The organism is Bradyrhizobium sp. CCBAU 11357 (assembly GCF_028128865.1).
Taxonomy (GTDB): Bacteria; Pseudomonadota; Alphaproteobacteria; order Rhizobiales; family Xanthobacteraceae; genus Bradyrhizobium.
Genome location: NZ_LBJW01000064.1, coordinates 1 through 9341, shown reverse-complemented (window position 1 = coordinate 9341; position 9341 = coordinate 1). Strand labels below are relative to the sequence as shown.

The following is a 9341-nucleotide window of genomic DNA, read 5'->3' as shown; positions in this document are numbered from 1 at the left end:
TCAGATGGTGAATTCGAATAATACCGAATCGACACCAACGTTTTCACCGGTCGTATTGCCGGCTGGGACTGATGGTTCCTCGGGCGGCGCCTCGTCTGGTTCTGGGTCGACCGGTGCTACTTCACCCGCCGCTCCCGTCATCGCGTCGTTCTCGACCGATAGCGGCACCGTGGGCGACAATATCACCAACGACAATACCATCGAACTCAAGGGCACCGCTGCTGCCGCCAGCACGGTCAAGTTTTACGACGGTGCGACCCAGATCGGTTCGACCACTGCGGACCCGAGCGGCGCCTGGGATTACATCACAAAGGTCCTGACCGACGCCAAGCATACGCTGACCGCAACGGCAACCAGTTCGTCGGGTCAGACCAGCGTGGCGTCGTCTGCGTTGGCAATCACCGTCGATACCAAGGCTCCGACTGCACCGACCACTGCCAGCCATACGGTGAACACCGCCAATCAGGTGGTGATGTCGGGCAGTGCCGAAGCGAGCAGCGTCGTGAAGGTGTTCGACGGCACGACCCAGATCGGGACCGCGACGGCAAGCAGCACTGGCGGGTGGAGCTATACAAGCAGCGCCCTTGCGGCCGGTTCGCATAGCCTTACCGCGACGGCAACGGACGCAGCAGGCAATACCGGCGCGGCGTCCACCGCCTTCACGGCCAGCATCACCGGCACCTCCGCGCCAGCCACACCGACCTCGCCGACGTCACCCTCGTCGCCGACTGCCGGCACGGTCGTCGAGTCAGCTGGCGCCACAACTCTCGTTGAGAGCGGCGGCAAATATTACCTCAAGGGCAGCACCGGATCTGGCCCCGCGCTGAAGGATAACGGTGTGGAGTTTGTGAACGGGTCGGATGGCACCTGGGCACCGATTGGTGCTGAGAAGACCGCGACGGGCTATGAGGTTGTCTGGAAGGAGGCGAGCACCGGTCAGTACACGGCGTGGAATACTGACAACAATGGCAACTACGTGTCCCATGTCGACAGCCTGACGGGCTCCACGTCGGGTGGTTCGGTGTCGGGTACGGACTCTGGCCTCAAGACCTTGGAGACCAGCTTCCATCAGGATCTGAACGGTGACGGCCAGATAGGTACTTCCACTGCAACCACACCGACGTCGCCAACGCCGACGACCGGCAAGGTCATCGAATCGGCTGGTGCGACAAGTCTCGTTGAGACTGGTGGCAAATACTACCTCAACGGCAGCACCGGCACCGGCCCCACGCTGAAGGATAACGGCGTGGAGTTTGTGAACGGGTCGGATGGCACCTGGACTCCCATCGGCGCGGAGAAGACGGCGACGGGCTATCAGGTTGCCTGGAAGGAGACGAGCACCGGTCAGTACACGGCGTGGAATACCGACAATAACGGCAACTACGTTTCCCATGTCAGCTCCCTGACCGGCTCCACAGACGGTGGCTCGGTGTCGGGTACGGACTCTGGCCTCAAGACGCTGGAGACCAGCTTCCATCAGGACCTAAACAGTGACGGGCAGATCGGTACGTCCAGCGTAGCTACGTCGTCCACTGCAACCGGTAGCAACGCTGCTATTGCGGGCAGTACGTTCATCGCTTCGCCGGGCAACACTACTCTGACGAGCACGTCCGGCAATGACACCTTCGTTGGCAGCAGCCAGGCCGACACTTTCGTGTTTGGCGCGAACTTCGGCAACGACGTCATCAAGGGCTTCGTTGCCCGCGGACCTGCTCACGACACGATCGAGTTCAGCAAGAGTGTGTTCGACAGTTTTGCCAGCGTTCTCTCCCACGCGACCCAGTCAGGTACCGATGTCGTGATCGCGACGGGGAGCGATACGCTCACGCTGAAGAACGCCAAGGTCGGCGCGTTGACCAGCAACGACTTCCACTTCGCGTAAGGGACGGCATCCACACAGATTAGTCTTCAACAACTGCGTTGGTGATCTCTTGGGGGATCTTCCAACAATGGCGTAGTTCAAGGGCGGCAGCCATGATTGACTTTGGACGGCGGGGGGTATTCCCCCCGCCCGCGAATCTCTATCGAATTCCACTTCTTCACATATCAGCACTCTGGACAGCCGGACGGCAGCGGGCGGAAAACGCTCAACTGCAGACGCCACAACTGATCGGCTGGGCAAAGGACCTGCTCGAAGCAGTGCGGCAACGAATATTCGCTGGTCGACCCCGGCCAGAGGATCACTATGACGAGTCGCAGTCAGAGTTGTCCGCTTTCCTGCGGTCTTGCCGCCGGATTTTCTGGGCACTCGCGGCCTTCAGCGGCATGAGCAATCTACTCATGCTCACCGGCTCGTTCTTCATGCTGCAAGTCTATGATCGGGTGCTGCCCGGACGCAGCATACCTACTCTGGTCGCCTTGATGGCTCTGGCGACGGTGCTTTACCTGTTTCAGGGCGGGCTCGATCTCGTGCGGAGCAGGATTAGCTCCCGGGTCGGTCGGTATTTCGATGAAAGTCTCGGCATTCGCATATTCGACGCGCTTGTTCGCCTGCCTTTGAAGACCAGAGCGGATGGCGACGGCCTGCAGCCGGTGCGGGACCTCGATCAGGTCCGCAGCTTCCTGTCGAGCGGAGGGCCGACGGCGCTCTTCGATCTGCCCTGGATGCCGATCTATCTCGGCGTCTGCTTCTTCTTTCACTTCTGGATTGGCGTCACTGCGCTGGTTGGCGCGCTGGTGCTGGTCGGCATTACGATGCTCACGGAAACGCGTACCCGAGGCCCAGCGAAGGCGAGCTCGCGTCTCGCCGTTTCGCGAACTGCCCTCGCGCTCGAGGGACGGCGCAATGCCGAAGTTCTGCAGGCCATGGGCATGCGGCAACAAGCGGCCTTGCGTTGGCGGGATGTCAACGCGAAGTACCTCGCGGCCCATGAACGGGCCAGCGATGTCGCAAACGGACTCGGTGGTGCCTCGAAGATTTTCCGGGCGATCTTGCAATCGCTGGTTCTTGCCGTTGGCGCCGTCCTCGTCATCAACCAGGAATCGACGGCCGGCATCATCATTGCCGGATCGATCCTCACCGCGCGGGCCCTTGCGCCTGTCGAAATGGCCATTGCGAACTGGAAGGGATTCGTCGCCGCGCGACAATCGGGGCAACGGCTCGATCACTTGCTGAAGCTTCTGCCTCACGAGGAGGAGCGGTTGGCATTGCCTGCGCCTGTTGCAACCCTTACCGCCGAGAACCTCTATATCGGTGCTCCGAACTCCGAGAGACCCACTCTCAGCGAAGTGTCATTCCAGCTGCGGAGTGGGCAGGCGGTCGGAATCATCGGTCCGAGCGGATCCGGCAAGTCGACGCTGGCGCGTGCGCTGGTTGGGGTGTGGCCGTGCATTCGCGGCAGGATTCGGCTCGACAACGCCGCCCTCGAGCACTGGTCTTCGGACGCCCTCGGCAAGCACATCGGTTATCTGCCCCAGGACGTAGAATTGTTCGACGGCAGCATTGCGATGAACATTGCGCGCTTCGACCCGAACGCAACCGCCGCTGCTGTTCTGGAAGCCTCTCATGCCGCGGGCGCACACGAGCTCGTCCTCTCACTGCCGGACGGGTACAGCACGAAGATCGGCGAGGGAGGGCTGGCGCTGTCGGCGGGGCAGCGGCAGCGGATCGGGCTTGCGCGCGCCTTTTACGGCAAACCCTTCCTGGTCGTGCTTGATGAGCCCTCTTCCAATCTCGATGCGGAGGGCGAGGAGGCCCTGACCGAGGCAATCCTGAACGTGCGGCGCCGCGGAGGGATTGTGGCCGTTGTCGCGCATCGGCCGAAGGCGCTGGAAGGTGTGGACCATGTCTTGTGCCTCGGCGAGGGCAGAGTTCAGTCCTTCGGCAAACGAGAGGAGGTTCTCAAGAGAGTGTTGCGGAATCCGGTACCGCTCAAGGTCGTCGCGGAAGCTCAAGGAGGCGGCCGATGAACGGTCAGATAGCGCCGGCGTTGCAGTCGATCCAACGATACATGATCGTCGGAATGATCATGTTCGCTCTGGTGACCTTTGGGGTCGGCGGCTGGGCGACGACGACCCAGTTGTCGGGCGCGGTGATCGCGCAGGGCGTGGTCGTGGTGGATTCGAGCGTCAAGAAGGTTCAGCACGCCACTGGCGGGATCGTGGGAGAGCTGCGTGTGCGCCAGGGCGATCGGGTGAATGCAGGCGAGGTTTTGATCCGCCTCGACCAGACGCAGACGCTCGCGAATGCGACGATCGTCACGAATAGCATCGACGAATTGCTGGCGCGGCAGGCTCGTCTCGAAACCGAGCGCGATGGTGCCGAGCAGGTCGTGTTTCCCAAGGTGCTGCTCGACCGGGCCAAGGAGAGCAACTCCGAAGCGAGCCGTGCGATCACTGCGGAGCGGAAGCTGTTCGATCTACGCCGACAGGCAAGGAGCGGCCAAAAAGCGCAGTTGCAGGAGAAGAGCGCGCAGTTGGAAAACGAGATTAAGGGCTATACGGGGCAGTCGGAGGCCAAGCAGAAGGAAGTGGAATTCATCCGCCAGGAGCTGGAGGGCGTACGCAGCCTCTGGCAAAAGAATCTGGTGCCGATCACGCGGCTCAATTCCCTCGAGCGCGACTCCGCCCGCATCGAGGGCGAGCGCAGCCAGCTTGCAGGGATGATCGCGCAGTCGAAGGGCAAGATCTCCGAAATTGGACTCCAGATCATTCAAATCGATCAGGACCTCCGGACGGAGGTCGGCAAGGACCTGATCGAAACCCGCTCGAAACTCTCCGAGCTGGGCGAGCGCAAGACTGCGGCGGTGGATCAGTTAAATCGCGTCGATATCAGAGCGCCACAATCCGGTCGCGTCCACGAGCTCAGCGTGCATACGGTTGGGGGGGTGATCTCTCCGGGCGAGCAAATCATGCTGATCGTCCCTGATGCGGACTCGCTTGCGGTCGAGGTCAAGATCGCACCGAAGGATATCGACCAGGTCTATGTGGGGCAGACCGCGACAATGCGCTTTGCAGCATTCAACCAGAAAACCACGCCCGAAATCGATGGCGAGGTCAGCATGGTCTCGGCAGACATCACGCAGGATCAGCGTGCCGGCACCAGCTACTACACAGGCCGCGTCCTGCTGAAGCCGGAAGAGCTGGCGAAGCTCGGCTCGGCCAAGTTGCTGCCCGGCATGCCTGTCGAGGTCTTCATCAAGACGGCAGGGCGGACCGCGCTTTCATACTTGCTCAAGCCGCTGCAGGACCAGGCGGGGCGGGCGTTCAAGGAGCGCTGAGTTCGTGCAAGATGGCGGCGGCGCTCGACTGCATGTTTTCGGGACCGGCGCCCTTTCCCTGGGCGTCGGTGTTGCGGCCAGTTCCTGAAAGCAAGGCCGGACGGTCGCAAGCACGAGGGGCGGGCGTGTTGGCCCGACGCGCACGCGTCCCAAACCGGACCCGCGTCTGCACTCCGATTTGAAGGATCCGCCGTAGCATTCGGGCGATCGGCGCGCCGTGACAAATCCGGTGGAACGAACGTGACGAGATCGCCCACCTCGCGGCCAACCCCACTAAATTGCGTACCTTTCGATGGGGCGAGCGCGGTGGATGCCCGTTCCTTCCACGCGGGACGATGGGGCGCTCGAACGATCGTCCGCTCAGAACGTCCATTCGCTTGGCATGCAGGGTCATGGCGGCGACGAAGCCGAGGATGGAAGCTTCAGCTCCCAGAATGACGAGTAGCTCGACCGGCATGCGAATGAGGTCCTGTTCGAGAAGGCCCGTTTGGCGCGCATAATAATTTAAAGCAATGATTAAAATTATTTGGTGGCAAATAATTGTCCACCGGTGCACGGAGCGCGACTTGGGGCGCGCCGCACGTCAACGACTCTCGCCGAGAACAAATGGGCGCCGATTGCGGCCGTCTCGCTCCATCCCCTTCATTCATTCTGCTCGTCTTCCCCCAGTGTCACTGCTGTGTTCTCGCGGTCGGCGGTTTATTTAATATTTATTGTCATTTAAACATATTTGAATTATAAACGATGCATTAAATCATTTTGTGTGACTCGGCGCGCGCCGGGTGGACCCGACACGGTTTGGCGTACGGAGGGGGATCCGCAGATGCAGCGAACCTCGGGCCCGGTCATCGCGGCAGCCATAGCAATTGTGATCGGTGGCGTTCAGTGGGCGCGTGCGGCATTGCTGGTCATGCCAAGGGCCCCCCAAGCGGACCTTGCGCATATCGAGCTGGGGCGCCCCGCTCTTCCGCCCCTCACTTACACGGTGTTTTGCCTGCGCTATCACGCCGAATGTCGCCCGCGCCGCTTCTTCCGTGGCGGGCCGGTCCGGTTGACGAGGGAACGATGGGCAGAGCTGAAAGCAGTCAATCGCGCCGTGAACCGCGCCATTGTTCCGCAGCCCAATCAACTCGGCCTTGCAGGTGAGGAGTGGATCGTCAACCCGGATCGCGGTGATTGCAACGACTATGCAGTAAGCAAGCGTCACGAACTGCTGCAACGCGGCTGGCCGGCGCGGGTCCTGTTATTGAGCGAGGTGGTCACCAGTTCTGGAGATCATCACCTTGTGCTGGTGGTGCGCGCCAGGAGCGGCGATCTGGTCCTCGATAATCTGACGCCCGAGATCAAGTCCTGGTCGCAAGTGCCATACGGCTGGGTCCGCATGCAGATGCCGAGCGATAGCCGGCTATGGGCGACGATTGGCCGCCCGGGAGCTTGAGCATGCCTCCTGCCATGCCGCCGGAATCACGCTGGGCTGCGTCGGCGGGACGCCTCAGCCAAGCGTGCAAGTGCGGTGTTGGCATCGGCTCTGTCGTGCCCCGTTGACATACACAAGTCTTTCAAGCTGCACCTTCTCCAGGCGCGCCCGCCGTCATGACGCCGCGAGGCCCAGCGCGTTGGGGGCGGCCGAGGGGTCCACCCAACGTCGGATCGTGCCGTCGTATATGTCGGCTCCGTAGAGCCAGCCGTCGGGCCCCTTCTGCAGATCCACAATGCCCGGCACGGTGTCGACCAACTGGACGGTTGCGATCTGGCGGCTCGCATTCAATGTCGCGGCGAAGATCGTTCCATTGTAGACGTCATCGAAGAACATCGTGTTCTGATTGTAGAAGTCTCCCGCGGTGATCACATGGGCATTGTCTGGTGCCCCGTGGCTGAGAGGCAGGATCGGGAACACGGCAGGCGGATCGGACAAATTGTTGCGGTTGCCATTGTTGTAGAAGGTGATCGCCTGAGCGAGATTCTGATAGCTGGCTGTTCTGTCCGGACCTTCAAAGTAGGGCCATCCGAAATTGGAACCGGCGGGACCGGTATCGATCTCTTCCCAATTGTTCCAGCCGACGTCTCCAAGCACCGGCAGATTCGTGACGGGATCGAAGCTGAAGCGGTAGGCGTTGCGGACACCGTAGTAGAACACTTTCGATTGATTGCTGTTTGGATCGCTGGCCTGATAATACGGATTGCCCGGCGCTCCTTCACCCGTGACGGGATCGATCCGCAAGAGTTTGCCCGAGAGATTGTGGATGTCCTGGACCCGCACTGCGCGGGGATCGACGAAGTTGTACGACGTGCCATCCCCGACCGTGAGGTAGAGGTAACCGTCGGGCCCGAAATGAACGGCACCGATCGAATGCGAGTCGCTGTCGGTCGCAAGATAATCACGGATGTTCTGGTTCTGGATGCCGGCCCTGTCGGGATCGTTGTCCTGCGCTCCTGTCTCGATCTGGCTCGCGGGAGCCGTGATTGTGGTGCCGTTGACGATCCCGGAAGGAGCGATGCTGGGATCACCTCCACTGTTAGTGTCGGGACGGCTGGTATAGGCCCAAACGCTGTTCTTGCCGACCAGCACCACTTCACTGGCTGGATCGGCAATCATTGTGGTGGGGTCGACGGTGACTCTCACCAGACGACTGGGTCGGTTGCCGCCCCCATCGGCCGCCGCGAGACCGCTCTGGGTCGCCGTCTCCGGCGGATCATAGGTGTAGAGCAGGTAGACGTAGTGGTTACTTGCGAAATTCGGATTCACCGCGATTCCCAGCAGCCCGCGATCGCCGAAATCGTTCACCTCACTCGCGAGGTTGATGAGCGGAGTCGATCGCAATGTGCCGTTGTCCACCACGCGCACCACCCCGTCCTTCTGCGCGATCAGCATGTAGCGGCCGTCGGGCGTCCAGTCCATCGCCGCAGGCTGGTTCAGACCCGTCACCGCTGTCTCGCCCACCAGGTTGCCGAGAGCGGGGTTGTCATTATCCAGGATCTTCACTGTCGTCGTCGCCTGGGATCCGAGAGTGGCGCCCGTCGGGTTGCTCAAGGTGACCGTGAAGGTCTCTTCGTTCTCCGGAGTCGTATCATTGACGATCGGCACAGAGATGGTCTGGCTCGCCTGTCCGGCGGCAAAGGTCACCGTGCCTGATGTGGTCGTGTAATCGGATCCCGCAAGTGCGCTGCCGCTGCTCGTCGTGAAGCCGACCGTTGCTGCTTGATTGACGGGCCCGCTGCGCAGCAACGTGATCGTCGCGGTCGGACTACTCTCTGCAATACTCAGCACAACGTCAGCCATTGCGATTGTAGCGGGTGAGTCGTCGTCGATGATGGTCACGAGCACAGTGCGTGGAGCTCCGAGGGATCCGGAGCTCGGATTTTGAAGTCCGACGGCGAACGTTTCGTTGCCCTCGGTCAGTTGATCGTTGACGATGGGGATGGTGAAGCTCTTGGTGCTCTCTCCCGGTTGGAACACGATCTGACCGGTGTTCGCCCGACCATTGAAGGTGGGCTGGATAAAGTCCGATCCAGCCGTCGCACTTCCGCCGGTGCCGATTTCGTTCGTCGTGTACTCAACGGTGTTTTGAGACTGGAGGTCGCCGGAGCGGGTGACGGTGACGGTGACCGTGCCGGTCGATTCACTGACATAGATCGTAGAAGTGTTGAGCAGAGCGATGACGTTGGAGGGCGCGAACACAACGTCGCGGAAATAGTTTGCATTCTGATAGACGTTGGTCGGGAAGACGCCCGCGCTGTAGTCGAACACGCCGGCGCCGACGGGCGCGTTCAGGCCGCCATTGCTGATGCCCGACGCGAAGCCCTGGGTGGTGGAGACGTAGTAGCTGTTGATGTTGACCGAGACCACGTAGGTCGTGCCGGCCGCGATGGTGAGGGGCGTGGCCAGCGCCTGCTGCTGCCAGCCCGAGGCGCCTTCGTTGGTGAACGTGACCGTCGCCAGCTCCTGGCCCGTGGCCGACCAGATGTGGCCGACATGGGTGCCGGTCTCGTTCGAGGCCTTGTAGTACCGGATCGCCTGGATCACGCCGGACGTGTCGGCGGTGAAGCGCATCCCCAACTCATAATCCGCCCCAATTCCGTCGGTGGCATTGGTGTTGGCCGGCGTCTGGGTGGTGAACAGGG

The 9341-nt window shown here is 61.4% G+C and carries 5 protein-coding genes; 4 read left to right on the top strand and 1 reads right to left on the bottom strand.

Annotated features, from left to right (window positions below; translation table 11 throughout):
* The 4 genes from XI05_RS09400 to XI05_RS09385 all read left to right on the top strand — a co-directional run.
* On the top strand, nucleotides 1–1882 hold a 1882-nt coding region (locus XI05_RS09400), incomplete at its 5' end, for an Ig-like domain-containing protein (protein ID WP_271500835.1).
* Nucleotides 1883–1974: 92 nt separating this feature from the next.
* On the top strand, nucleotides 1975–3909 hold the full coding sequence (locus tag XI05_RS09395; protein ID WP_271500833.1) for a type I secretion system permease/ATPase: 1935 nt from the start codon (nucleotides 1975–1977) through the stop codon (nucleotides 3907–3909).
* Nucleotides 3906–5219 carry an HlyD family type I secretion periplasmic adaptor subunit gene (locus XI05_RS09390; protein ID WP_271500836.1) on the top strand — a complete coding sequence of 438 codons (1314 nt, stop codon included), beginning with the start codon at nucleotides 3906–3908 and terminating at the stop codon, nucleotides 5217–5219. Before XI05_RS09395 ends, XI05_RS09390 begins: the two co-directional genes overlap by 4 nt.
* An 823-nt stretch (nucleotides 5220–6042) precedes the next feature.
* Nucleotides 6043–6657 (top strand): transglutaminase-like cysteine peptidase, encoded by a 615-nt coding sequence (locus XI05_RS09385; RefSeq protein ID WP_271500831.1) that lies wholly within the window; start codon nucleotides 6043–6045, stop codon nucleotides 6655–6657.
* Between the two features lie 153 nt (nucleotides 6658–6810).
* On the opposite strand, the gene XI05_RS09380 is transcribed toward XI05_RS09385, so the two are convergent.
* Nucleotides 6811–9341, bottom strand: a 2531-nt coding sequence (locus XI05_RS09380) for a DUF4082 domain-containing protein (protein WP_271500829.1), incomplete at its 5' end; no start/stop codon positions are given.

Excerpts from the sequence above, each read along its gene's own strand:
- XI05_RS09395 (WP_271500833.1), top strand. The coding sequence starts at position 1,975 with ATGATTGACTTTGGACGGCGGGGGGTATTCCCCCCGCCCGCGAATCTC.
- XI05_RS09390 (WP_271500836.1), top strand. The coding sequence starts at position 3,906 with ATGAACGGTCAGATAGCGCCGGCGTTGCAGTCGATCCAACGATACATG.
- XI05_RS09385 (WP_271500831.1), top strand. The coding sequence starts at position 6,043 with ATGCAGCGAACCTCGGGCCCGGTCATCGCGGCAGCCATAGCAATTGTG.